28 protein-coding genes and 1 pseudogene are annotated in these 22,538 nt (G+C 71.3%); 13 read left to right on the top strand and 16 right to left on the bottom strand.

Translation table 11 applies throughout. The features are described from left to right. Positions 1-7: 7 nt before the first annotated feature. From A3G1_RS0111945 to A3G1_RS0111920, 6 genes are all read right to left on the bottom strand, one after another. A complete protein-coding gene (locus A3G1_RS0111945; RefSeq protein ID WP_026212066.1) occupies positions 8-733 on the bottom strand; it encodes a VOC family protein in 726 nt (241 codons plus the stop codon). 114 nt (positions 734-847) lie between these two features. Continuing rightward, entirely contained in the window at positions 848-3,394 is a 2,547-nt protein-coding gene (locus A3G1_RS0111940; protein WP_018349706.1) for a phosphocholine-specific phospholipase C, read from the bottom strand. A 207-nt stretch (positions 3,395-3,601) separates the two neighbouring features. Next, positions 3,602-4,120, bottom strand: coding sequence for a GNAT family N-acetyltransferase (locus A3G1_RS0111935; protein ID WP_018349705.1), 519 nt, complete (start codon positions 4,118-4,120; stop codon positions 3,602-3,604). Positions 4,121-4,129: 9 nt separating this feature from the next. Then, positions 4,130-5,107 (bottom strand): phosphotransferase family protein, encoded by a 978-nt coding sequence (locus A3G1_RS0111930; RefSeq protein WP_026212065.1) that lies wholly within the window; start codon positions 5,105-5,107, stop codon positions 4,130-4,132. Positions 5,108-5,143: 36 nt separating this feature from the next. Next, entirely contained in the window at positions 5,144-5,404 is a 261-nt protein-coding gene (locus A3G1_RS0111925) for a hypothetical protein (RefSeq protein ID WP_018349703.1), read from the bottom strand. 64 nt (positions 5,405-5,468) lie between these two features. Beyond that, a complete protein-coding gene (locus A3G1_RS0111920) occupies positions 5,469-6,701 on the bottom strand; it encodes a PucR family transcriptional regulator (protein ID WP_018349702.1) in 1,233 nt (410 codons plus the stop codon). A gap of 102 nt (positions 6,702-6,803) precedes the next feature. Between A3G1_RS0111920 and A3G1_RS0111915 the strand changes: the two genes are divergently transcribed. Together A3G1_RS0111915 and A3G1_RS0111910 are read left to right on the top strand one after the other, a co-directional pair. Continuing rightward, the gene (locus A3G1_RS0111915; RefSeq protein ID WP_211216287.1) at positions 6,804-7,691 is read left to right on the top strand and encodes an esterase/lipase family protein; all 888 of its coding nucleotides are present in this window, start codon (positions 6,804-6,806) and stop codon (positions 7,689-7,691) included. Between the two features lie 119 nt (positions 7,692-7,810). Further along, positions 7,811-8,191: a CoA-binding protein gene (locus tag A3G1_RS0111910; RefSeq protein WP_018349700.1), complete on the top strand. Its 381-nt coding sequence runs from the start codon at positions 7,811-7,813 to the stop codon at positions 8,189-8,191. A 6-nt stretch (positions 8,192-8,197) separates the two neighbouring features. Here the strand turns inward: A3G1_RS0111910 and A3G1_RS34440 are convergent, their stop codons facing one another. After that, complete coding sequence (locus A3G1_RS34440) at positions 8,198-8,920, bottom strand: hypothetical protein (protein WP_018349699.1); 723 nt, start codon at positions 8,918-8,920, stop codon at positions 8,198-8,200. Between the two features lie 193 nt (positions 8,921-9,113). Then, positions 9,114-9,596 (bottom strand): nicotinamide-nucleotide amidohydrolase family protein, encoded by a 483-nt coding sequence (locus A3G1_RS34435; protein WP_157641074.1) that lies wholly within the window; start codon positions 9,594-9,596, stop codon positions 9,114-9,116. 83 nt (positions 9,597-9,679) lie between these two features. On the opposite strand from A3G1_RS34435, the gene A3G1_RS0111895 reads away from it, so the two are divergent. Together A3G1_RS0111895 and A3G1_RS0111890 are read left to right on the top strand one after the other, a co-directional pair. Beyond that, on the top strand, positions 9,680-10,021 hold the full coding sequence (locus A3G1_RS0111895) for an ArsR/SmtB family transcription factor (protein ID WP_018349697.1): 342 nt from the start codon (positions 9,680-9,682) through the stop codon (positions 10,019-10,021). 33 nt (positions 10,022-10,054) lie between these two features. Beyond that, on the top strand, positions 10,055-10,537 hold the full coding sequence (locus A3G1_RS0111890) for an SRPBCC family protein (protein WP_018349696.1): 483 nt from the start codon (positions 10,055-10,057) through the stop codon (positions 10,535-10,537). A gap of 41 nt (positions 10,538-10,578) precedes the next feature. Here A3G1_RS0111890 and A3G1_RS0111885 read toward each other — a convergent pair whose 3' ends face one another. Further along, entirely contained in the window at positions 10,579-11,097 is a 519-nt protein-coding gene (locus A3G1_RS0111885; RefSeq protein WP_018349695.1) for a hypothetical protein, read from the bottom strand. Positions 11,098-11,247: 150 nt separating this feature from the next. On the opposite strand from A3G1_RS0111885, the gene A3G1_RS0111880 reads away from it, so the two are divergent. Beyond that, positions 11,248-11,733: a sigma-70 family RNA polymerase sigma factor gene (locus A3G1_RS0111880; RefSeq protein WP_018349694.1), complete on the top strand. Its 486-nt coding sequence runs from the start codon at positions 11,248-11,250 to the stop codon at positions 11,731-11,733. 1 nt (position 11,734) lies between these two features. Continuing rightward, positions 11,735-12,766 carry a hypothetical protein gene (locus tag A3G1_RS0111875; protein ID WP_018349693.1) on the top strand — a complete coding sequence of 344 codons (1,032 nt, stop codon included), beginning with the start codon at positions 11,735-11,737 and terminating at the stop codon, positions 12,764-12,766. Between the two features lie 47 nt (positions 12,767-12,813). Here the strand turns inward: A3G1_RS0111875 and A3G1_RS0111870 are convergent, their stop codons facing one another. Both A3G1_RS0111870 and A3G1_RS0111865 read right to left on the bottom strand, forming a co-directional pair. Continuing rightward, positions 12,814-13,533: a PIG-L deacetylase family protein gene (locus A3G1_RS0111870; protein WP_018349692.1), complete on the bottom strand. Its 720-nt coding sequence runs from the start codon at positions 13,531-13,533 to the stop codon at positions 12,814-12,816. Next, positions 13,526-14,308 carry a TetR/AcrR family transcriptional regulator gene (locus tag A3G1_RS0111865; RefSeq protein ID WP_040478149.1) on the bottom strand — a complete coding sequence of 261 codons (783 nt, stop codon included), beginning with the start codon at positions 14,306-14,308 and terminating at the stop codon, positions 13,526-13,528. Before A3G1_RS0111865 ends, A3G1_RS0111870 begins: the two co-directional genes overlap by 8 nt. A gap of 92 nt (positions 14,309-14,400) precedes the next feature. On the opposite strand from A3G1_RS0111865, the gene A3G1_RS0111860 reads away from it, so the two are divergent. Then, a complete protein-coding gene (locus tag A3G1_RS0111860) occupies positions 14,401-15,636 on the top strand; it encodes an FAD-dependent oxidoreductase (protein WP_157641073.1) in 1,236 nt (411 codons plus the stop codon). A 4-nt stretch (positions 15,637-15,640) separates the two neighbouring features. On the opposite strand, the gene A3G1_RS0111855 is transcribed toward A3G1_RS0111860, so the two are convergent. Further along, positions 15,641-16,279, bottom strand: a complete 639-nt coding sequence (locus tag A3G1_RS0111855) for a GOLPH3/VPS74 family protein (RefSeq protein WP_018349689.1) — start codon at positions 16,277-16,279, stop codon at positions 15,641-15,643. Positions 16,280-16,413: 134 nt separating this feature from the next. On the opposite strand from A3G1_RS0111855, the gene A3G1_RS0111850 reads away from it, so the two are divergent. Continuing rightward, positions 16,414-17,091 (top strand): maleylpyruvate isomerase family mycothiol-dependent enzyme, encoded by a 678-nt coding sequence (locus A3G1_RS0111850; protein WP_018349688.1) that lies wholly within the window; start codon positions 16,414-16,416, stop codon positions 17,089-17,091. Here the strand turns inward: A3G1_RS0111850 and A3G1_RS0111845 are convergent, their stop codons facing one another. Continuing rightward, positions 17,092-17,952, bottom strand: coding sequence for an AraC family transcriptional regulator (locus A3G1_RS0111845; protein WP_018349687.1), 861 nt, complete (start codon positions 17,950-17,952; stop codon positions 17,092-17,094). 87 nt (positions 17,953-18,039) lie between these two features. Beyond that, the gene (locus A3G1_RS0111840) at positions 18,040-18,549 is read right to left on the bottom strand and encodes a GNAT family N-acetyltransferase (protein WP_018349686.1); all 510 of its coding nucleotides are present in this window, start codon (positions 18,547-18,549) and stop codon (positions 18,040-18,042) included. A gap of 74 nt (positions 18,550-18,623) precedes the next feature. On the opposite strand from A3G1_RS0111840, the gene A3G1_RS0111835 reads away from it, so the two are divergent. The 3 genes from A3G1_RS0111835 (at position 18,624) to A3G1_RS0111825 (ending at position 20,957) form a co-directional block, all read left to right on the top strand. Next, the gene (locus A3G1_RS0111835; RefSeq protein ID WP_157641072.1) at positions 18,624-19,682 is read left to right on the top strand and encodes an AI-2E family transporter; all 1,059 of its coding nucleotides are present in this window, start codon (positions 18,624-18,626) and stop codon (positions 19,680-19,682) included. An 8-nt stretch (positions 19,683-19,690) separates the two neighbouring features. Continuing rightward, positions 19,691-20,389: a ribose-5-phosphate isomerase A gene (locus A3G1_RS0111830; RefSeq protein WP_018349684.1), complete on the top strand. Its 699-nt coding sequence runs from the start codon at positions 19,691-19,693 to the stop codon at positions 20,387-20,389. Positions 20,390-20,471: 82 nt separating this feature from the next. Further along, entirely contained in the window at positions 20,472-20,957 is a 486-nt protein-coding gene (locus A3G1_RS0111825; protein ID WP_018349683.1) for a hypothetical protein, read from the top strand. 41 nt (positions 20,958-20,998) lie between these two features. On the opposite strand, the gene A3G1_RS41745 is transcribed toward A3G1_RS0111825, so the two are convergent. Together A3G1_RS41745 and A3G1_RS41740 are read right to left on the bottom strand one after the other, a co-directional pair. Beyond that, positions 20,999-21,235, bottom strand: coding sequence for a DUF2630 family protein (locus A3G1_RS41745; protein WP_083936886.1), 237 nt, complete (start codon positions 21,233-21,235; stop codon positions 20,999-21,001). A gap of 399 nt (positions 21,236-21,634) precedes the next feature. After that, positions 21,635-21,784 (bottom strand): annotated as a pseudogene (locus tag A3G1_RS41740) (TetR/AcrR family transcriptional regulator); the annotation flags it as partial. Positions 21,785-21,835: 51 nt separating this feature from the next. On the opposite strand from A3G1_RS41740, the gene A3G1_RS0111815 reads away from it, so the two are divergent. After that, positions 21,836-22,288: an SRPBCC family protein gene (locus A3G1_RS0111815; protein WP_018349681.1), complete on the top strand. Its 453-nt coding sequence runs from the start codon at positions 21,836-21,838 to the stop codon at positions 22,286-22,288. A gap of 39 nt (positions 22,289-22,327) precedes the next feature. Continuing rightward, positions 22,328-22,492: a hypothetical protein gene (locus tag A3G1_RS40490; RefSeq protein ID WP_018349680.1), complete on the top strand. Its 165-nt coding sequence runs from the start codon at positions 22,328-22,330 to the stop codon at positions 22,490-22,492. The last annotated feature ends 46 nt before the right edge of the window (positions 22,493-22,538 follow it).

The following is a 22,538-nucleotide window of genomic DNA, read 5'->3' as shown; positions in this document are numbered from 1 at the left end:
TCAGCGATCAGCTCGGGGACAGGAGGCAGAACTCGTTGCCCTCGGGGTCGGCGAAGACCTTCCACGGCACGTCGAGGTCGACGGCGGTGGCGCCGAGCGCGACCAGCCTGGCCGCCTCGGCCTCGATGTCGTCGCCCGGGTACGGCCTGATGTCGAGGTGGACGCGGTTCCACACGGTCTTCGCGTCGGGGGTGCGGGCGAAGATGAGGTACGGGCCGACCTCCTTCGCGGAGCGCATCACCGCGATGTCCTCGGTGACCCGCTGCACGGTCCAGTCCATAGCCTGGCCCCAGAAGGTCGCCATGGCCTGCGGATCCGCGCAGTCGACGACCACCGACGCGATCGGCCCGGTCTTCTCGTGGAGGGAGTCCAGCACGCAGAACTCGTTGCCCTCCGGGTCGGCCATGACGACCCACGAGACGTCGTCGCCCTGGCCAACGTCGGCGAGGGTCGCGCCGAGGTCCTTGAGGCGCGCGACGATCTCCGCCTGGTGGGCCGGCGAGGTGGCGGCGAGCTCGACGTGCACGCGGTTCTTCACTGTCTTGGGTTCTGCCGACACGACGAGGTCGATGCAGATGGCGGCGGGGTCGGGGTAGACGTTGCCCACGGGTTCGAGGTTCGTCACGCCGGGGCCCTCGCTGGTCAGCTCCCAGCCGAGTACGTCAGCCCAGAAGCGGCCCAGCGCGTTCTCGTCGCTGGCCTTCATGTTGATCTGCACAAGTCGCGTCGCCATGCCGAGATGCTAGCGCTTCCATGATCATTTATGGGAGCGAACGCCAGCTCCACGGAATCGGTGCCTGCCCGCACGGCACGGCGGGCGGGCACCGATCCCGGTGCGGCCGAGTGGTTACCAGCCCAGCGGGACGATCTGGGCCGCCGAGGTCCACGGCCCCCGGCCGCCGGCCTCGGTGAGCGCGCGGAGCCGGACATACCGGGCCTGGCTGGGCCAGCACCGGATCGTCTTGAGGGTGGCGTCGTCGGCGAGGGTACCCGTGGCGACGGGCGAGCCCCAGGCGACGCCGTCCGTGCTCACGTACACCTCGTAGCTGCCGATCCGGCCGTTGACGCCGGTCTGGCGGGGCAGGTACCGCAGGCCGGTGACCGTGCGCACCCGGCCGAGGTCGAGGTCGATCTCGTGGGGGAGCGGGTCGGAGCCGCCGTACCACTTCGTGTGCCAGATCGTCGTCGCCGACCCGTCGACGGCGTTGGCCGCAGCACCGTTCTCGCCGACGAGTTCCTGGCTGTCGGCGCGGGCCACGGTGCACGTCATCGGCGCGGAACCCATGATCGGGTCGCTCTTGCCCTCGGTACCGGACTCCATGTGCCCGACGAACCGCCGCACGAAGCCGTCGGTCGTGTCTGCGGTGACCGTGAGGTCGTACCAGCCCGTCAGCCCGTACCCGACGGTGAAGTAGTCCTCGGAGGACGCGCCGGCCGCCACCGGGTACGTCCACGGCCCGCCCGGCCGGTTGCCGGCCCTGACGGTGAACGTGCAGGCCTTCGACCCCGTGTTGGTCATCTTCACCCAGACCCTGCCGTCGGCCGGGGCGTACCGGAGTGTGGCCTCCGGATTCGCGTTGCCGGTCGTCGTCGCGGTGACCCGGTTGCCGGCGAACCGGCGGATGAAGCCGTTGGGCCCGTTGACCGTCAGGTCGTAGGCCCCGGCCGGCGTGCCAGCGACCCACGAGTCGGACAGCGTCTTGCCACCCTCCACTGTGTACCGCCACGGCCCGTCGGTCCGGAAGGCGTTGGCGTACACGTAGAAGTGCGCGCCGGCCGTCCCGGTGTTGACGAAGTCGATCCACAGCTTGTCGGCGGCCACGCGGGTCGACACCGTCAGGTTGTACGGCAGCGGGCGCGACGGCCGGACACCCGGCTCCTGTACCGGCATGGCCTGGCTGGCCGGCGGCTTCGGCGTCGTGTGCCGTGGGCCGGTCGTCAGCGCTGGCGTGCTGAGCGCCGGGTACGTGGCGTCGGCGGTCGTCGTGTCGATCGCCGACGTGAGGTCGCCGCAGACGGTCCGCCGCCACGGCGAGATGTTCGGCTCCGCGATCCCCGACCACTTCTCCAGGAACTGGAGCACGGACGTGTGGTCGAAGACCTGCGAGCACACCTTGCCGCCACGGCTCCACGGCGACACGACCATCATCGGTACCCGGATGCCCAGGCCGATCGGTGCCGTGCCGACCAGCTCCGTCGCCGTCGTGGCTGTCGACAGGCCGTCCGCCGCAGACACGGGCGGGGCCGGCGGCGGTACGTGGTCGAAGAAGCCGTCGTTCTCGTCGTAGTTCAGGATGAACAGGGTCTTGTTCCACACGGCGGTGTTCGAGGCCAGCGCGTCGAGGATCTGCTTGACGAGCGCGGCACCCGTGCCGGGCCCCCAGTCGGGATGCTCGCTCTGGTACTCGGGTGCGACGATCCACGACACGGCCGGCAGCCGCCCCGCGTTCACGTCGGCGGTGAACGCCGAGGCGAGCTGGCCGGGCCGCTGCCGGGCGAGCCCCCGGTCGTAGAGGCTGCGCTCGGCGGCGGTCAGGGTTGCCACGCCGTCGGCGAGCTGCTGGAGCAGGACAGTCTGCTGGGCGGCCGTCGCGGCCTGCACGGCGTAGAAGAAGTACTCCAGCTTCTGGTACGGGTTGCCGGCCGAGTCCTTCGTCTTCGACAGCGCCTTGCGGCCGACAGCGAGGAAGCTCGCGAAGTAGTCGAGTGAGTTGTCGCCGTAGTTGTCCCACTCCTGGTAGACCCGCCAGCTCCGGCCTGCGGACTCCAGGCGCTCCGCGTAGCTGGTCCAGCTGTAGCCGGTGTGGCCTGGGTTCTGCCAGGCGTCGTTGCCGGTGGCACGGGTGCTGGTGCCCGGCTCGTTCCCGATCATGCCGGAGAAGAGGAAGAACCGGTTCGGGTTCGTCGCGCCCATCACCGAGCAGTGGTAGTTGTCGCAGATCGTGAAGGCGTCGGCGAGCTGGTAGTAGAAGCCCAGCGATGCCCGGTCCATGTAGGTCATGGACCGCACGGTCTTCTGCGGTACCCACTGGTCGTGCCTGCCGTTGTTCCAGGCGGCGTGCCCGTCACCCCAGCCGTGCGGCGTGCCCTCCATGAACTGGTCGTCCACCCGGTACGGCAGAACGTAGTTGCTGCCGCCGTTCGGCTGCCGGTAGACGGGCGCGCCGCCGGGCAGGCTGATCGCCGCCGGGTCGCCGAAGCCGCGCACGCCGGACAGTGTGCCGAAGTAGTGGTCGAAGGACCGGTTCTCCTGCATCAGGATCACGACGTGCTCGATCACCTCCAGCCCGCCGGTCGGGGCGGCGGCCGCGAGCGCCTCGCGGAGGCTGAGCGGGAGGAGGGCGAAGCCAGCTGTCGCTGCGGCGCTGGCGCGGAGGACGTCACGGCGTTTCATCGGTGGGCTCCTGAGGGGGTCACGGCAGGCGGGGGAGCGCACGGAGCCTATGAACGCCAGTGCCCAGCATCAATGGCCTGCGGATGAACGCGCAGGTAATGATCGGAAACGGATCAGAGCGTGTTCGGAACGAAGATCATTCAGCAGTACCGATGCGCGAACGTGCGCGGAAACTGCGCACTTCCAGCAGCCCCGCACGCCGTACCCCTACCGCCGCGCCACCAGGCGGACCTCCGCGACGCCGGTACCGTCGCCCTCGTCGGTCTTCGTCACGCCGTCGGCCGCGAAACCGGCCCGCTCGTAGAAGCGGATGGCTGTCTCGTTCGGGGCGTACGCGTACACGCAGACCGGCTCGTGGCCACGTTCCCGCAGGTCGGAAACCCCGTGGCCGAACAGCAGGCGCCCGAGGCCGGTACCGATCAGCGCTGGCTCGACGTAGAGCCCGTAGACCTCGCCCGCCCCGGTACCAAGGTCGGGATCGGACTCCGCCGGCCCCGTGCGGCAGAAGCCGGCGACGGCACCGTCCACCTCGGCTATCCACATCCGATGCCCGGCCGGGATCTCCGCGAGGTACTCACCCCACGCCTCACCCTCCCGCACCGGATCGATCCCGTCCAGGTACGCGGCGGGCATGAAGCTGGAGTAGGCGGCGCGCCATGCCCGGGCCTTGAGCTGGCCGATCGCGGGGCCGTCGTTCGGGGTCGCAGGGCGGATCAGGGTCGTCATGCCGGAAGGCTACGTGAGCGCGGCGAGCACCCGGCCGGTCGCGTGGCCTGCGATGGCGAGCATGAAGTCCCGGTCAGGGAAGTCGCCGTCGAGGAGGCGGAGCGGGCCGGACACCAGCGACAGGTCCATAGCGAGGGAGTAGAGGGCCATCCGGGCCGGGTCGAGCCCGGGCACGGCCAGGTGCCGGTAGTGCTGGCCGAACCGGAGCCGGAGGAAGGCGTGCTCCCACTCGGCGTCGAAGTGCATCAGGCCCTCGATGTCGATCAGCACGGGCTCGCCGTCCGGGCCGACCAAGACGTGGTCGGGGCCGAGTTCGCCGTGAACCAGGCTGTGCTCACTCCTCGGCCCGATGGCGGCGGCCAGCTCGTGCAGCGTGCCGGCCACCTGGCCGGACACCTCCCCGATCCGGCTCGTACGGCGGGCAGCCTCCGCCAGGTCGCCGAGCGCCCGGCGCAGCACGAGGTCCGGGCAGGCGCCCCCGGCTGCCGGGCGGGCGAGCTTGCCGATCCTGGTACTCGTGTCGGCGCGCATCAGGGCGAGGGCTTCGCGGAGCCTGCCGAGCACCGGTCCGGCTCCGGCCGGGTCGGCGGCGAGCCGGGAATCCAGCGTCTCACCGCGTACGTCCTCCACGATGGCCAGGTCGGCCGGGTAGCTGGCGTGGGTGTCGTCGGTGAAGTACACGGCTGGTGCCCGCACGCCGAGCGCGCGCAGCCGGTCGGAGGCCGCCGTGAACAGGTCGAGGCCCGAGGCATCGGCGAACGGGTCGGCCGGGCCCGGCTCGCTCCCGGCGTCCCGGGCCGGCCAGTAGTTCTCGTCCGCGCCCCAGGAGTACAGGACCACGGTGGACCCGTCGGCGAGTGCCAGCCGGTACACGCCCTTCTTGCTGCCGCCGCGCAGGCGGTGCGCTCCGGCGATGGCCCGGCCGGGGCCGAGGGCCGCCGTGACCACGGCGGCCAGTTCCCCGGGTACAGCGAAAGCTCTTGTCATGATCTCCCCGCCTGAAGCCGAACGGAGAGCCTAGCGCTACTCGACCGGGCGGCGCATCGAGTAGGTGACCACCTGGAGGCGCAGCGGCTGGCCGATCATGCGCGGCGAGCGGTCGTAGGCCTCCCAGCCGGCCGCACCAGCCTTGTTGAGGTGCGGGATGTCGTTGAAACGCTCGTCGGTGCCCCAGTTCTCCGCGCCACGGGAGTGCACGAAGACGGCTCGCCAGTCCTGGTCACGGTCGCCGCCGAAGTTACCGGTCGCGCGGTACTCCAGCCGGGCGTATTCCCATCGGATCATCCCAGCATCATGACCTATCGGTGCGAGCCGGGCGGCCCCGGGGTCCGTCCACAGAGGAGGGTGCTCAGGAGAGGGCGTCGCGGGCCGCCAGGGCGGCTGCGATCCTGGGCAGCTCGGCCGGGCGGGTGGCGTCGAGACCCGTCAGCGCGGCGACCTTGCGCAGCCGGTAGTCCACTGTGTTCGGGTGCAGGTGGAGCTGGCGGGCGGCGCGCTGCCGGTTCAGGCCGGTCGCGACGTAGACGCGCAGGGTGCCCAGCAGCTCCGGGTCGAGCGGGTCCAGCAGCCCGGCGAGCTGGTCGCGGGCCGCCGACGGCCGGGTGAGCTGGTATTCGAGGAGGAGATCGGTGAGCTGGTAGAGGCCGGGGGCCCGGCCGAAGGTCCTGGCGACGGCGAGCAGCTCCCGCGCGAGCCGGGCGGCCTCGGCCACCTGCCGTGGCACGGCCAGCACGCCGCTGGCCAGTACCTCGCAGCCGCACGCCTGGCCGAGCCTGGCCGGCAGTCCCGCGTACCGCCGCCACACGTCCTCGTCGCCCGGCCCCGGCACCGGTACCAGGGCCAGCCCGCCGTCCGCCGTGAGCATCGCCAGCACCGGCTCGGCGGTGAGCTGGGTCAGCTCGACCCGCAGCCTGCGTACCCGCCGCCGGGCCGCGATCTCCGCACCGGCCCCCGCGATCTCCGCGCCGGCCCCGTCCGGCACTGCGGTGCCGCCGGTCAGCGCGAGGCTGAGCACGAGGTACCCGCCCGGCAGCCTGACCCCGGCCCGCTCGGCTGCCGGTTCGATCATGAGCCCGTCGAGCAGGGCTGCCAGCAGGGCCTGGCGGGCCGCGTGCTCGTCCCCGCTGGCCGTGTCGAGGTACCCGGCGGCCACGGCTGCCGTCGTCCGCTGGAGGAAGCCGAGCACCAGGCCCTGCACGGCGCGCAGGTCGCCGACGTCGGAGGGGAGCGCGTCGGCGGAGACCCGGTCGAGGCTGATCCGGGCGCCGACGTGGTAGGCGGCGATCACCGCGTCGATCGGCACGCCTTCCTCCGCCCGCCGCGCCGCCGACTCGCGGATCGCCGCCAGATCGGTGACGGGCGGGAGTTCCCGGCTGCGGAGGACCTCGCCGAAGGCGCGCAGTCCACGTTCGACGACGCGGGCGATGTCGCCGGACAGTTCCTCGGCCGGCAGCAGCCCGTACATCGGGACGGCGGCGGCCAGCTCGGCGAGGATCTCGGACGTGAGGGCAGGCACGGCGGCCAGGAAGCGCTCCAGCAGAGGCCTGCCGCCGATACACAGTGTCCTGTTGTCACCGGTCACAACTGCCGCCTTCCAGGTCTGGTGACGTTTCCAGGACCCCGGTGCCCGTCGCGGGGCGATCCTGTTACCCACCAGTAAACAGCGCATCGCCTGGAGGTAACAGTGGCTGCTCTGCGCTCTGTCATGGCCGTGCTGGCCGCCGCCACAATGCTCGTGGCGGGGCTCGCGGCCCCTGCCGCCGCCGCCCCCGAGTCCGGCGGCGGCAGCCAGGTCTCCGACCCGCCCGGCGCGAACGACTGGGCGTGCAGGCCCAGCGCCGCCCACCCCAACCCGGTGGTGCTCGTGCACGGCACCTTCGCCAACCAGTTCGAGAACTGGCTGGCGCTGGCACCGCTGCTGAAGAGCAAGGGCTACTGCGTCTACGCCCTCACCTACGGCCTCACCCCGGACAGCTGGACGTCCACCGGCACGGGGATCGGCCTGCCGATCGGCGGGCTCCAGCCGATCGCGTCCTCGGCCCGCGAGCTGGCGGCCTTCGTCGACCGGGTCCGGGCGTCGACCGGCGCGGCCAAGGTGGACATCGTGGGCCACTCGCAGGGCGGGATGATGCCCCGGTACTACCTGAAGTTCCTCGGCGGGGCCGCCAAGGTGGACAAGCTCGTCGCGCTCGCGCCGAGCAACCACGGCACGACGCTGTCCGGCATCGCGAACCTGGCGGCCTACTTCCCGGGCATCGCCGACCTGGTCTACTCTGCCTGCCCGTCCTGTAAGGACCAGGTCGCCGGCTCGGCCGCGCTCACCCAGCTCAACGCGGGCGGCGACACCCAGGCCGGGGTCAGGTACACGGTGATCTCGACCTGGTACGACCAGGTGGTCACGCCGTACGAGACGCAGTTCCTGGCCGGGCCCGGCGTGACCAACGTCGTCATCCAGCACAACTGCATCTTCTCGCTGGCCGAGCACGTGGCCATCGCGTTCAGCCCGACAGCGCTGCACCACGTGACCAACGCCCTGGACCCCGCCCGAGCCACGCAGGTCTACTGCGGCTAACAGTTCTGACCGTGAACCGCCGGCAAACGTAGCGCGGGTAACGGCCCCGGGCACGGGTTGGATGGGCTGCCCCGAACCTGCCTGAGGGGCAGCCCATCCAACCCCGGCACAATAGGCTCATGGAGATCCCCGAGATCCTTGAACTCAAGACCTGGGCCGTCGTCGGCCTGACGAGCAACCCCTCGCGTGCCGCGTACCGGGTGGCCCGGTTCCTGCTCGACAAGGGCAAGCAGGTGATCCCGGTCAACCCGGCCGGCGAGGCCGTGCACGGGCAGACCGGCTACCGCAGCCTCGCGGAGATCCCGGTCCCCGTGGACGTGGTCGACGTCTTCCGCCGTTCCGAGGACGCGGGGGCGCACGTGGACGAGGCGATCGGGATCGGCGCGCGTGCCGTCTGGCTCCAGCTCGGCGTGATCGACGAGGCGGCGGCGGAACGCGCGCGGACGGCCGGGCTGGCGGTCGTGATGGACCGCTGCCCGGCCATCGAATGGCGGGACTGAGCTAGGTCACGCTGGCGGGGTGAGCAGCGAGGCTGCCCGTTCCCACCGGCTGAGCTGGCAGCCGTCGGCCCGGCTGAAGGACGCGCTGACCCACTCGCCCTGCCACAGGCCGAACAGCCAGGCCGTCTGCGGGCCGCCGTAGATCCTGGTGCAGGCCGCGCCGGCCGGCACCGGGGCCAGTGCGGCGTAGGCCGACGGGGTCAGGCTCGCGCAGGTCTCGCCGGTGGCGCAGCTGATCGTCCACTGCACCGGCTGGGCGCCCTGCCCGGGCCGCAGCTCCACGAAGAGCAGCGTCGGGCCGGCGGTGGCCAGGTCGGTCACCGTCCCGGCATCCTTCGCGAGGCTGATCGCCTGCTCCAGGATGGCCGGCGCGCCGCCACCGTCGATGGTGCTCACGGTCTTCACAACACCGTTCTTGTACCGCACGGTGAGGTCGTAGGTGAACCGGTCGCAGCACGGGTCGTCCGGCAGGTAGCTGTCGCCGAGCGTCGTGAAGGCCGGGGTCGAGGTGAGGGAGAGCAGCTCGGAGGCCTGGGCGGTGGCCGCGTTACGGTCCACGGTGTACCGCAGGCGCACGCCGGCGTAGCCGCCGGTCTGGTCGAGCGTCACGCTCTGGACGGCGTGCCCGGGTGCCGCCGAGGCCGGGGCGACCGCGAGCCCGAGGCCGGCCAGCAGGGTGAAGATCAGCACGCCAGCGGGCCGGGCCAGCCTGAGGAGTGTCGTACGCATCGTGGGTCCTTTCCACGCCGAAAGGTGAACGATGCCCAGCCTGTCCATCCACAGAGGATGCGTGCAAGTCAAGTTGCTTAAGCCCCTTTTATGGGAACTGCAACCTTCCTCAGGGTTAGGGGTCCTCAGGATCGTGGCCAGCGGGGACGGTGTACCCGGCCCCCGGGTTCCACTTCGGACTGTGAGAAAAGCCTCACCCAGAGTATCCAGGTAGGGCGGTCAGCAGCAGCCGGAAGGCCTCCTCCGCCGCCCACTCACGGATCTCGTTCCTGCCGGGGGCGGGGCTGAACAGCCCGGCGTGGGTGACGCCGGCCGGGCCGGCCAGCCCGAGGAACAGCGTGCCGACCGGGTGGCCGTCCTGGGTGTCCGGTCCGGCTACCCCGGTCGTGGCCAGCCCGAAGTCCGCCCCGAACAGCCGCCGCGTACCTTCGGCCATCGCGCGGGCGCACTCCACGCTGACCGGCCCGTGCGCGGCGAGGAGGTCCGCCGGCACGCCGAGGACGTGGGCCTTGGCCTCGGTCGCGTAGGCGATCACGCCGCCCCGGTAGCAGGCGGACACCCCCGGTACCGAGGTGAGGAGGCTGCCCAGCAGCCCGCCTGTCAGGGACTCGGCCGTGGCGAGGCTCAGCCCCGCCGCCTTGAGTTCTGCTGCTGCCATCTCCGGAGAACTGGGCATCTGTGCAGCTTACCCGGGGTACACAGAACTCTGGGCTGCCTGGAGCTTGACAACGTACAACCAATCGGTTGTATATTGGAAGGGTGAGTGAGAGGGACGAGGACCAGGCAGACGCCTTGTTCCACGCGCTCGCCGACCGGACCCGGCGCGACATCCTGCGCCGTGTGCTGCGCGGCGAGCATTCGGTCTCGGTGCTCGCGGCGAAGTACGAGATGAGCTTCGCCGCGGTGCAGAAGCATGTCGCCGTGCTCGAGAGGGCAGGCCTGCTGACCAAGCGGCGCAGTGGCCGCGAGCAGCTGGCCAGCGGCGACGTGGAGGCGGTGCGCTCGGTGGCCTCGATGCTGGCCGAGCTGGAGCAGGTCTGGCGCGGCCGGATCGCGCGCATCGACGAGCTCATCGCCCTCGACAACGACAAGCAGCAGTAACGACAGCGGTAACGACAGCAGGAGGACAGAGCCATGCCCGTCATCGACGTCCAGAGCGACCTCGACAGCCGGACCCTGAGCATCATCGCCGACTTCGCCGCGCCGGTGGAGCGGATCTGGCAGGTCTACGCCGACCCGCGCCAGCTGGAGAAGGTGTGGGGCCCGCCGTCCTACCCGGCGACCGTCGTCGACCACGACCTGAAGCCCGGCGGCCGGGTCACGTACTTCATGACCGGCCCGGAAGGTGACAAGCACTCCGGATACTGGCTGGTCACGGCGGTCGACGAGCCGCGCAGCTTCGAGTTCGAGGACGGCTTCGCCAACCCGGACTTCACCCCGAACACCGACATGCCCGTCTCCGGGAACGTCTTCACCTTCACCGCGCACGAGGGTGGCACCCGCGCGGTGTACGTGAGCACGTACGCGACGGCCGAGGGCCTTCAGCAGGTGCTCGACATGGGCGTTGTCGAGGGTGCCTCGCAGGCCATCAACCAGATCGACGAACTGGTCGCCTGAGAGAAGCAGAGCCGCCAGCAATGATCCCGCGCTGGGGAAACCTAGTGCGGGATCGGCGTGCCGGTGGGCTTGCCTGGCCCGGACGGCGGGTCGATCGTGAAGAAGCGCTCCTCCGGCAGCCTGGCCGGCAGCAGGCACAACGCGGACACCGCGCCGGCCACGACGCTCGCGAACCACGACCAGCCCTGCACCAGGTGCGCAGCCGGTTCCGGTGACCCGGCCCGCCACGCGATCATGTGCGCGAAGATCCAGAACACCCCGCCGAAGATCGCGCCGCCCAGGACCAGCCAGGGCGCGCTGCCCGGGGTCCGGTTCGAGGCGAAGACCTCCAGCGCCGCGCTGAACAGCAGCGCGATCACCACGACCACGGCGAGGGCGATCAGGACGGTGGAGGCGCTGGCCCGCCCGTCGAGTGCCACCGAGTCGCGGAACGTCTTCGCGATCGGCGTGAACACCTCAGCGATCGGGCGACCGCTGGCCGCGTACCCGAAGAACATCACCAGCAGCCAGGCGGCGGCGCTCGCCAGCCCAGCCAGAACCGTGCCCCTGAGAATTCGCATGGCTACCACCCCGGCTGTGATGAGGGGTCCACCCCTCAGGATAAGCCGTGCGCCCCCGGCCCGGGCGCTTTCGCGGATTCCTGTCCGTGCCGTGCAACCCGCCACGGCTCCGGCGCCATCAGGAGGGCGAGGACAGCGGAAAGGAAGCCGGTGCGACACGAGCAAGCCTACGAGGACTACGTGCAGCTCCGCCTGCCCTGGTTACGGCGGGTGGCCTACCTGCTCTGCCAGGACTGGCATCGGGCTGACGACCTGGTCCAGGTGACCATCACGAGGTTGTACGTCCACTGGCGCAAGGCGGCCAAGGCGGACAACCTCGACGGGTACGTCCGGACGATGCTGCTCCGGGTGTTCCTCGGTGAGAAGCGGACGGGCTGGGGCTCCCGGGTGCACCTGACGGCCGAGCCGGTGGACCGGCCGGCCGAGACGGCGGACCACGAGACCGGGCTGGAGGTACGCGCCGCGCTGCGCGACCTGCCGGACCGGCAGCGTGCCACCCTCGTGCTCCGGTTCTACCTGGACCTGTCCGTCACGGACACCGCCGAGGCACTGCGCTGCTCGGAGGGAACCGTGAAGAGCCAGACCGCCCGGGGCCTGGAGGCCCTGCGCCGGAACCTGATCGTGCGGGAGAGCTGAGATGGATACACGGGAACTGTTCGGCGATGTGGACGGCGAGCTGCCGCCGTCCCGAGTGGACGTGGGGCTGGCCATGCGCGACGGCCAGCGTACGGTCCGGCGGCGGAGGGTGGTGGCTTCCGGAACGGCCGGGCTGGCCGTCCTGGCGGTGTTCACCGCTGGCGCCCTGATCACCCAGAGCGGCGGCCTGCCCTCCGCCGCGGTACCGGGCGCGGGCCAGGGGGCTGGCGCGACGCCGGGCGTCGTGGCTGCGGACGGCAGCATGCAGGTGCCGGAGCGGCTCGACCCGCTGGTCCGGTACGCCGGCTGGGGCTGGCTGCCTCCCGGGCTCAGCAGCTACCGCGCGACGAGAAGTACCGACGTCGTGTACATGCTGCTGGCCGACAAGGTCACGTTCCGGATGCACGCGAAGTTCCGGAAGCCGCCCGGCGCGACCACACCGGCACCGGACGTGAACCACCGCACCGCGATGTGGCTGGACATGGGCAGCCAGACCGTTTCCCTCTACTGGCAGCTCGGGCCGGACGCGTGGGCGGGCGTCTCCGTGGACAGGGAGTTCGCCGGCTCGGAAGCGCAGGGCAAGGAGATGGCGCTCCGGATCGCCGGCGCGATGCAGTTCGGCCCCGGTCAGCGGCTTGACCTCCCGGCGAATGTGCCTGCCGCGATGGACGGTATGCCGCTCCGCGAGATCATGGTGCGCCGCACACCGGACTCCCCGTCCCAGGGCAGCTCGTTCACACCGTGGTCGGTGAGTGTGGAGTACGGCCCGAGTGTCGCTGTGGTCGATCCACCGGCGCCCAGCACGCAGCTGATCCGGATCTCGATCATGCCCTACCTGCCCGTGCACGCCGAGAAGGCGAACACCACAGTGGACGGTTTCAGGGCCGCCACCGGTGCCGATCCTGGCGCGTCGGCCAGCTGGCTGAACGTGTACGACGTGTCGGGCTACACCGTGGCGATCGACCTGAAGCACAAGCCGGAAAACGTCGCGACGGCTGTCTTCCGGCAGCTCACGTTCCGTCCGTACAGCTGACGCAGACCGCTGGTGGCGGGCCGGGCACTCCCGGCCCGCCACCGCCCTCAGCAGGGGACGCGCTCGAAAAGGGTCGCCGGTACGCCGCCGAAGCGCCCGGCGGCCTGCCCGGCCATCATGGACAGGAACGCTTCCGCATCGGCCATTGGGTGCTCACCGAGGCCGTCCAGGTAGGCGCCGTGGGCGCGGAGCGAGGCGATCGAGGCGTCCAGGGTGCCGCTGATGTCCACAGCGTGGGTCGGCTCCGGGGAGCCGGCGATCAGGACGGCCCGCACGCCGTTCCAGGCGGGCCCGGCCTCCGGGAAGATCCACTGGTTACCGGCGTCCCCGGCCGCGTCCAGCACCGCCTCGCCCACGGCGCGGTGGTCCGGCGAGTTCCGGGGCCCGCCGGGCCCCCACGTCGCCCGGTTGTTCAGGGTGATCAGGATGTCGGGCTGGTGCCGGCGGATCGCGGCCGTGATGTCCCTGCGGAGCGCCGTGCCGTACTCGATCATGCCGTCCGGATGGTCGAGGAAGTCCACAGTGTCCACCCCGACGAGCCGGGCGGCAGCGATCTGCTCCTCGGCGCGCAGCGGCCCGCACCGGCCCGGTTCGAGGTCCTGGATGCCGGCCTCGCCCCGCGTGACCATCACGTATCCGGCCCACCTGCCCTGTGCCGTCCAGCGCGCGATGGCGCCGGCCGCGCCGTACTCCAGGTCGTCGGGGTGGGCCACGATGCCGAGTACCCGGTCGAAGTCCTCCGGCAGCGCCGGCAGCTGATCACTCATCCCGCCATCCTGCCGCACGCAGGAACGCCCCGGCGAACGTCTCGCAGGTCTCGTCCACAGTAGGCAGGTCGAGCAGCCTCTCGATCGTGGGCCGGGTCATCATGTGCACGAACAGCGGGCCGAGCAGCAGGTGGACCAGCAGCGGCGGCGCGATCGGCCGCAGCCGCCCCGATGCCACCTCCGCGGTGACCAGCGCGCCCAGGCTGCCGAGCAGCCGGGGGAGATGCGCGGCGAACACCTCGCCGCCGGGGCCGGCCGGCCGGGAGAGCAGGTCGGCGAACACGGCGGGCAGCAGCCGTGGCTCGTCGGTGAACGCGCTGACCACCACCCGGTAGACCTCCCGGATCGTCTCGGGGAACTCGGCCGGCGGGTTCGCGGCCAGCGCCTCCAGAGCGACGATGAACGTGTACCGGTCGAACAGCGCGCTCAGCAGCCCGTCGCGCCCGCCGAAGATCGCGTGCAGGCTCGGCAGGGAGCACCCGGCCGTCCTGGCCACCTCGTCGAGTGTGACGCCGCCCAGCCCGTGCTCGCTGATCAGCGCGGCAGCGGCTTCGAGGGCGCGCTCCCGCACCGGTACCCGCTCGCCGGGGTCGAAGCCCGCGGCGCGGACGGCGTCGTCGAGTGTGGTGCGGGTGCCGCCGAGGCGGCGCAGCAGCGTGCTACGCGACATGCCAGCGGCCGCCGCGATCGTGGCCAGCGGCAGCTCGGCCACGTCTCTGCCCTGTGCCCTGGCTGCCTCGACGGCGGCGGTGACCACGTGGTCCGGAACTGTCATGGTGAAGACTTTACTATACATCTGGAACTGGATCAGATACTCTACCTAAGACAGTTCCAAAGACGGTGGTGTGACAGACGGAGGCGATGACGATGCGAACGACGGAATCCGCGACCTGCGTGATCAGCGGCGGCGGCCCGGCCGGGATGATGCTCGGCCTGCTGCTGGCCAGGGCCGGCGTGCGGGTGACGGTGCTGGAGAAGCACGGCGACTTCCTCCGCGACTTCCGCGGTGACACCGTGCACGCCTCCACCATCCGGCTGCTCGACCAGCTCGGCCTCGGCGAGGGCTTCCGCGAGCTGCCGCAGAGCAAGCTCGGCAGCGTCAGGTTCCCGCTGCCGGACGGCAGCACGGTGACCTTCGGTGACCTGGGCATGCTCGACCCGCCGTACAACTACATCGCGATGGTCCCGCAGTGGGACCTGCTGAACTTCCTCGCCGAGGCGGCAGCGCAGGAGCCGGTGTTCGAGCTGCGGATGAACACCGAGGTCACGGACCTGCTCACCGAGGACGGCAAGGTCGCCGGGGTCCGGTACCGGACCAGGGACGGGCAGGAGGGTGAGATCCGGGCCGAGCTGACGGTCGCCTGCGACGGGCGGCACTCGGTGCTCCGGCGGCTGGCCGGGTTCGTGCCGCGCGAGTACCCGGTGCCGTTCGACACGTGGTGGTTCCGGCTGCCACGGTTCGCCAGCGAGCAGGGTGAGATCGCGTCGGTCCTGCCGACCTTCGGGGAGGGCCAGCTGCTCCTCGCCCTGACCCGCGAGGACTTCTACCAGATCGCGTACCTGTACAAGAAGGGCGGGGACGCCGAGCTGCGGGCCGAGGGCGTGGAGAGCTTCCGGGCCAGGGTCGCCAAGCTCGCGCCGAGGTTCGCCGACAGGCTCGGCGAGATCGGGTCCATGAACGACCTGCACATGCTCGACGTGAAGCTCAACCGGATCAGCACGTGGCACCGCGACGGGCTGCTGTGCATCGGCGACGCGGCGCACGCCATGTCACCGGCTGGGGGCGTCGGCATCAACCTCGCGATCCAGGACGCGGTGGCAGCGGCACGCCTGCTCGCCGGGCCGCTGCTCGCTGGCCGGGTCACTCCGGCGGACCTGGCCAAGGTGCGGGGCCGCCGGTGGATGCCGACCGTCGTGCTCCAGGCGGTGCAGCGCCTCCTCCACCGTTTCGTTTTCGCTCCGGTACTGCGCGGTGAGACCAGCGGGCCGCCCAGCCTGCTCCTGACTCTCGCCCAGCGGGTACCGGGATTCCGCAAGCTGCCAGCCCGCATGGTCGCCTTCGGCCCCCGGCCGGAACACGCGCCGGACTTCGCCCGGCGTTAGCTGGTCAGGCCGCGAACAGCACGGCCGAGATCAGCGGGTCGTCCAGCACCGTCCGGGCGGCGCGCGCGATGGGGTCGGTCCGGAGGATGGCGCCCAGCCGGTCCTCGCGGATGTCGGGGTCGAGGCCGGGCAGGGCCGCCTCGCCGATGCGTGCCGCAGCGATCAGCGCGAGCAGTGCGGTGGCGCGCGGCGGGGCCGTCGCGGGATCGTAGAGCGCCGCGGCGAGGTGCGCACGGATGACCGCGCGTGCCGAGGGATCCCGCTCGGGATAGATGGCCCCGCCGAACCGCCACTCGCGCCCGAGCACGCCAGCCCGCACCAGCTGGCCGAGCAGCCGGCGGTTGACCCCGTCGGACTGCACGGACGAGATCCACCACTCGGGAGGGTGCGGCGCGCCCTCGCTGGCGACCGTGAGATGGAAGGCGTCGAGCGCCGGGGTGCCGGTGGAGGCAGCGGCACCGGGTACGACGGTGATCAGGCCCTGCGCCAGCTCCAGCCTTCGGTCCAGGACCAGCTCGCTGAGCAGCGCCCCGGCCACGGTTCCCCGCAGGGCCGGCATGCCACCGCTGATCGCCGGGTAGACGGGGCGGCCGTCAGCCCCGTACGCGATCAGCAGGAAGTCCTCGGCGATCGTGCGTGTCATGCTCCCAAGCTACGAGCCTGGCCGGCCTGCGTCGTCCATCCACGGGCAGAGCGGCGGCTATAACCCCAGGTAGAGGACCGGATGCCGGCGCGTTTCCCGCCCGGAGCGCAGACTCGGAACTATCGTCGCGAATCATGGACTATCTCGCGATCCTCCGCCGGGAGCTCGCCGCGTTCGGCGACTGCCTCGGCGGTGACCTGTCCGCCCCGGTCGAGCACTGCGGCGACTGGACACTCCACGATCTCGCCAGCCACCTCGGCAACGGCAACACGTGGGTGGTCACGGCGATCCGCGAGCGGCGCAACGACTACCCGGTCACGCCGGCCCCGCGCGACAGCATCCGCGAGTGGTACGAGAGCACGTGCCAGGAACTGCTCACCGCCCTTGAGAGCGACCCGGCCACCGAGGCGTGGACGTTCTTCCCGCCGCACACCGCCGGCTTCTGGCGCCGCCGCCGGAGCCTGGAGACCGTCGTCCACCGGTGGGACGCAGAGCACGCCCTCGGCCGGCCAGGCCCGATCGACCCGGCGCTCGCCGCCGACGGCATCGCGGAGGTACTGGAGGTGATGGTTCCCCGGCTGGTCGACCGGGGCCGCGCCGAGCCCCGCAAGCACGCCGTGCGGCTCGTGGCCACCGACACCGGCCAGTCCTGGGTACTCGGCCCCGACGAGCCGGTGGCCCAGCTCAGCGGCGCGAGCGAGGACCTGCTGCTCGGCCTGTGGGGCCGGCGCGAGCTGACCGGCCAGCACTTCACGTGGGAAGGCGACACGTACGTCGCGCAGGAAGTGCTGACCGGCCCCCTGGTGCCGTAGTCAGTCCGGTTCCACGGGGATCCAGAGCGAGGCTTCGGCCTGGCTGCCGTCCGCCGTCAGCTGGATGCTCAGCATCTCCGGTCCAGCCACGGCCCGGTACGGGTTCGACGGGAACCACTGGGTGTAGATGTCCCGCCACAGGTACTGCACGGCGCGCGGGAACTCACCCGAACTGGTGAACACGGCCCACGTACCGGCGGGCACGGCCAGCGTGTCCATCCCGTCCGGTACCGGGCGGCCCGTCACGACCGCGTGGTAGTAGTCGAGCTCCGTGCCCTCCGCGCGCCCCTCGGCCAGGCCGTGGCTGACCTGGAGGATGCCGGCGGGCTCCTGGTCGGACAGTGCACGGATCTCCTCCACTGTGGATGGTGGAAGGCTCCGGATGAAGTCCACGATGGCCGGGTTCATGCCCTCGTGCACGAGTGGCACGCGAGCCTTGCGCCCCGCCAGGGTGAAGGCTTCCTTCCGCACGATCCGGTACTGCATGGTGCTGCTCCCTTCGACGACGAGCCGGAAGGACATGCGAGGCTGGGCGCGCAGCACGGCACCCGTCCGCCGTGCCTCACCCGGTGCCACGCCGTGCACCGCGCGGAACGCCCGGGTGAAGGCCTCGGCCGAGGTGTAGCCGTAGCGGACGGCGATGTCGAGCAGTGTCCGCTCCCCGGCCAGTACCTCGGCGCCGGCCACCGTGAGCCGCCTCCGCCGGACGTACTCGGACAGCGGCATGCCTGCCAGGGCCGAGAACATCCGCCGGAAGTGGTACTCCGACGTGACCGCGATCCTGGCCAGCGCCGCCGCGTCGAGCTCACCGGTGAGGTGGTCCTCGATGTGGCGCATGGCGTCGTTGAGCCGTTCGAGCACGCCCGGCCTCCCTTCCTGCCGTTTCACCGTAGGCGGGCGGCCACCCCCCGGACCCGGCAATCGGTGCCCGGATCGGTCAGGTTCGGCTCAGGCCAGCCGCCGGGAGTACCGGAGCTCCTTCAGCTCCGTGCCGTCGTAGTCGTCGGCCTGCACGGCGCCGTCGGGCTCGTAGCCGGCGAGCCGGTAGAAGCGCTCGGCCCTGGCGTTGCCGTCGAGTACCCACAGGACGATGGACGTGAAGCCCCGGCCTGCGGCCCAGCCGTGCGCCTCGCTGACCAGCGCGCGGCCGACGCCGGTGCCGATCAGGTCGGGGCGGGCGTAGACGGCGTAGATCTCGCCGGTACCGCCCGGGCAGCCGCGGGCAGGCCCCGCGCTGAGCCAGCCACCGAGGGTCCCGTCCACCTCGGCCACGAAGTCGGTGACGGTGTCCCGTGACCTGGCGAAGAACCCGGCGCGCCACTCGGCGTCGGCCTCGGCGGACATGCCGTCCAGGTAGCTCTGCGGGATCAGGCCACGGTACGCGGCGTGCCAGCCGTCGAGCCGGAGCCGGGACACTGCCGGGATGTCGGCGGCCGTCATCTCTCTGACGATCATCATGCGGACAGTACATCTGACGGGCTGTCCCCTCGGAAATGCCCCGGAAAGCGGCGCACTGGCCGAGAATGGGGCTCATGGCGGGAGGCCCGCAGCTCAAGTCAGTGTTCCGCTGGGGTGCAGCCGGGGCGGCAGGCGCCCTGGCGGTGCTGCTGGTCCTGTGGGCGGTGTACGTCGTGCGCGGCCTCATCGTCCAGGTCTTCATCGCCATGTTCATCGCGGTCAGCCTCGACCCGGCCGTGCGCTGGCTGGTCCGGCACAAGGTACGCCGCCCGTGGGCCGTTCTCATCGTCATCCTGTGCGCCGTGGCCTTCATCGCCGCGTTCCTGCTCGCGATCGTCCCGCCGCTCGTCCAGCAGGCCCGCTCCCTGATCGCCGACCTCCCCGGGTACCTGGAGCAGGCCCGCCGCCAGTCCGAGCGGCTCCAGAGCCTGGAGGACCAGTTCCACTTCCGGGAGCGGCTGGAGGCCTGGGCGCGGACCCTGCCGGAGTACCTGGGCGGCCAGGCGCTCGACTACGGCCGCCGGTTCCTCGGGGTGCTCGCCTCCTGGCTGCTGACCTCGGTGCTGGCGATCTACTTCATGCTCGACCTGCCGAAGATCATCAGGAGGGTCGTCGGGCTGTTCCCGGAGACCAGGAAGGCCAGGGCGGCCGAGGCGGTCGGCGTCGTCGTCGACAAGATCGGCTCGTACATGATCGGGAACATCGTGATCTCCCTGATCGCCGGCGCCGCCAGTTACGTCGCCCTGGAACTGCTCGGCGTGCCCTTCGCCCTGCCGCTGGCCTTCCTGGTGGCGGTGACCGACCTGATCCCGATGATCGGCGCGACCCTCGGCGCCGTGATCTGCATACTCGTCGCGCTGGCCGCCGTCCCGATCTGGCCGCAGGCCGCGCTGGTCGCCGCGTTCTTCGTCCTCTACCAGCAGATCGAGAACTACCTGATCCAGCCGCGGGTCATGCGCAACGCCGTCGACATGCCAGCGATCGCCGTGCTGCTCGCCGCCCTGGCAGGCGGGCAGATCCTCGGCCTGCTCGGCGCGCTGATGGCCATCCCGATCGCCGCCGCCGCGAAGATCATCCTGACCCGGTGGCGGCAGGTGCGCAAACAGGCACAGCCGGAGGGTGCACAGTCCTAGGGGGAGCGATGCTGACGAAGGAAGACCTGAAACTCGCCGTCACCCGGCAGGCGGTCCGGCTCGTACCGGACGGCGCGCTGATCGGCGTGGGCAGCGGGGGAGCCGTGCGGGCGTTCCTCGACGAGCTGGCCGGGTGCGGCAAGAGCCTGCGCGGCGTGCTGGCCAGCTCCGAGAACTACATGATCCACGCCAAGGCCCTCGGCCTGCCGCTCGCCGGGGACGACCTCGGGCAGCGGCTGGACGCCTATGTGGACAGCCCGAGCGAGATCAATCCGGCGCTGCGGCTGACCAAGGCCACGGCCGGCGCGCTGACCCGGGAGAAGATCCTGGCCGCCCAGGCCCGCCAGTTCATCTGCGTGGCGGCGGTGGACTGCGGGGTGCCGGTGCTCGGCGCGGTGGCTGTGCCGGTGGAGGTCGCCCCCCAGTACCGGACGCACGCGGCCCAGCAGCTCGCCCTCCTGCCCTCGACCGGGGCCCGGGTGCACGCCGAGCTGCGCATGACGCTCGACGGCGGGCATCCGTTCGTGACCGGCGACGGCAACAACATCCTCGACACCACGGAACTCGACCTCACCGACCCGGCCGGCACCGAGGGCCGGATCAACCAGATCGCCGGAGTGATCACGTCGGGACTCTTCGCGGTCAGGCGGGCCGACGTGCTGGTGATCCCGGGTCCGGACGGCGCGCTCGTCAGGCAGCCGTCCTGACCCTTGCGCGCTTACGGTAAGTTCGCTCCCGTCTATCGGGAGGAGGACGGCGTGGGGTTCTGCCTGGACACGACCAGTGCGCATGGCTGAGCGCTTCGGCCGCGGGCGGGTGTTCGCCGTCCTGGCCGCCGTCGCCGTCCTGCTGCTGGTCATCACCCCCATCAGCGTGTACCTGATCGCGGGCCCCGACCGCTACGGCACCGACTCCGGCCGCGTGGTGGCGACCGGCACGGCCGTCGTCGAGGACTGCACGCCCAACACCGTCGGCCCCGGATACCTGTGCCGGGCCGCCATCACCTGGGCGCCGGACCCGGCGACGGGCGTCCAGCGCAAGGCGACCCAGGAGGTGCTGTCCCGGCTCCCGCTGAACGGCCAGGCGACGGTCGAGGAGCGGTACTGCGGGGACGAGGGCGCCAGCGCGCACACCTGCCAGGTCGTGATGAAGGGGTACCCGGTGCGGCCGAGGGCCCTCACCTGGGTGCCGGGTGCACTCCTGCTCGTCGTCGCCGCCCTGCTCTACCCGCTGTACAAGCTCTCCGGGCGCATCGCGAACCGGCTGGGACGGTAGGAAAGCCCGGAGCCGCGACGGCGTACACAATCAGATCTTTGTTACTGAAGGTATTTCTCGACCTCGTCGATCGGGGCCTGCTCGGCGTCGTCGGGGTCGAGGCCCGAGTCGCGCAGCGCGCGGCGCTTGCGGAGCAGGTCCCAGCACTGGTCGAGCGTCTCCTCGAGTGAGCGCAGGCGGCGGGGGTCGACAGCGGTGCCGGACTGCTCGGCCGCTCGCAGGTCGTGTTCGGCGTTCACCAGCTCGCGGATCTGGTCGAAGATCTGCTTGTCGTCCATGCTCGAAGCCTCGCACACGGCCCTGCCCCCGGCAGGCGTTCGCGTAACCAGCCCGGCGAGGGCTCCGAAGCGGGCAGCGGCGGCGTCCGTCCCCGCCCGGTCGCCGGTCGCCAGCAGGTCGAGCAGCAGGCCGCGCATGGCGGCGACGGCGAGCCGCGCGTCCGCCCGGTCGAAGCCCTGGGCCTCGGCCTGGTCGAGCCACGAGGTGACGACCCCGTCCAGGAGGCCGGTCGTGCCGGGGCGGCCCTGGAGCGCCTGCCCGTAGATCTCGAAGAACAGCCGCTCGTGTGGCCAGAGCGCCGGGTCGGCGAACCGTTCCCAGGCGCGCACGAAGTCCGGTTCGGCGCCGGCCATCGCGTCGCGCTGCCCCTGCTCCACCGCGCGCACGACCTCGGTGAGCAGGCCTTCCTTGGAACCGAAGTGGTAGATCAGCATCCGGTGGCTGGTGCCGAGGGCCGCGGCGAGCTGCCGCAGGCTCAGGTCGCTGATCCCGCTGGCCGCCAGGTGCTCGATCGCCGCGCTGAGGAGCCGTTGCCGTGCGTCTGCCATGTACCGTATGGTACATGTACCGAGTGGTACATCGAGGGATCGGAGTGTCCTGTGCACCGGATCGACGCCACGGCCCGGTCGGCCGCCAGCCCGCACGTCGTCTTCCCGCTCGTGGCCGACGGGTCCACCTGGCCACAGTGGAGCGGCATCGGTTCCTTCGAGCTCGAACGCCCCGGGGCGTCCGCCCGTGAGGGCATCGGGGCGATCCGTGCCTTCCGGACCTGGCCGGTCACCAGCCGCGAGGAGATCGTCGAGCTGGTGCCCGGCGTCCGCCTCGGGTACGCGCTGCTGTCCGGCCTGCCCCTGCGCGGGTACCGGGCGGCTGTCGAACTGTCCCCACTGGACGATGGCGGCACGCTGATCCGGTGGCGCTCGTCGTTCACGGCGAAGATTCCGGGTACCGGCTGGTTCTACCGGTGGTTCCTGGGCCGGTTCATCCAGCAGTGCGCCGACGGCCTCGCCGCCCACGCCGCCCGGATCGCGGGGCAGCGCGCGGACGCGTAGCCGGGATATGTTGGCCCCTCCATACACGAGGGGGTACACATGCGGCGGTTCATCGCTGTCTTCGCACTGGTCGCCATGGGAATGCTCGCCGCTGGCGCGGGCCACGGCTCCGGCACGTCCTCAGCCAACGCGGGAAATGACGCCGGGTTGATCAAGGCCGCCTCGGGTGGCAGCACGGACGGCGACCTGCACCACGTCGGCTAACGCCGTAAGAAAAGGCTGGCGGCATCGTGCCGCCAGCCTTTCCGCG

It is taken from the genome of Longispora albida DSM 44784 (assembly GCF_000379825.1).
GTDB classification, from domain to species: domain Bacteria; phylum Actinomycetota; class Actinomycetes; order Mycobacteriales; family Micromonosporaceae; genus Longispora; species Longispora albida.
This window is presented reverse-complemented; position numbering and strand designations above follow the sequence as displayed.